The 248-nt window shown below is 41.5% G+C and carries 1 protein-coding gene; it reads left to right on the top strand.

Annotated features, from left to right (window positions below):
* The coding region (locus Q0876_RS15660) for a hypothetical protein (RefSeq protein WP_299229827.1) at positions 1-248 on the top strand (248 nt) is incomplete at both ends.

Genomic DNA, 248 nt, shown 5'->3' with positions numbered 1-248 from the left:
GGAGGTGCAGTTAGTTTGAGTTTTGATTTAAGTGCGACAGATGATTGTGGATCAGATGGATGCTCAGGTACATTTAGTGTAGCAGGAGCAGATCCATTGGTAGTAAGCTGTCCACAGGATGCCGATGTAAGTTTACCATCATGTAGTACTGAGCAAGAGATTTTAGATGCTTATGCTATATGGTCATCAGGTTTTGGTGTCACAGGAGGATGTAATACGGTATCCAATTTAGGTGAATTACCAAGTCT

It is taken from the genome of uncultured Psychroserpens sp., assembly GCF_947503375.1.
In the GTDB taxonomy this organism is placed as follows: Bacteria; Bacteroidota; Bacteroidia; order Flavobacteriales; family Flavobacteriaceae; genus Psychroserpens.
The sequence above is the reverse complement of the archived record's forward strand: the minus strand, read 5'-3'. Positions and strand labels throughout refer to the sequence as shown.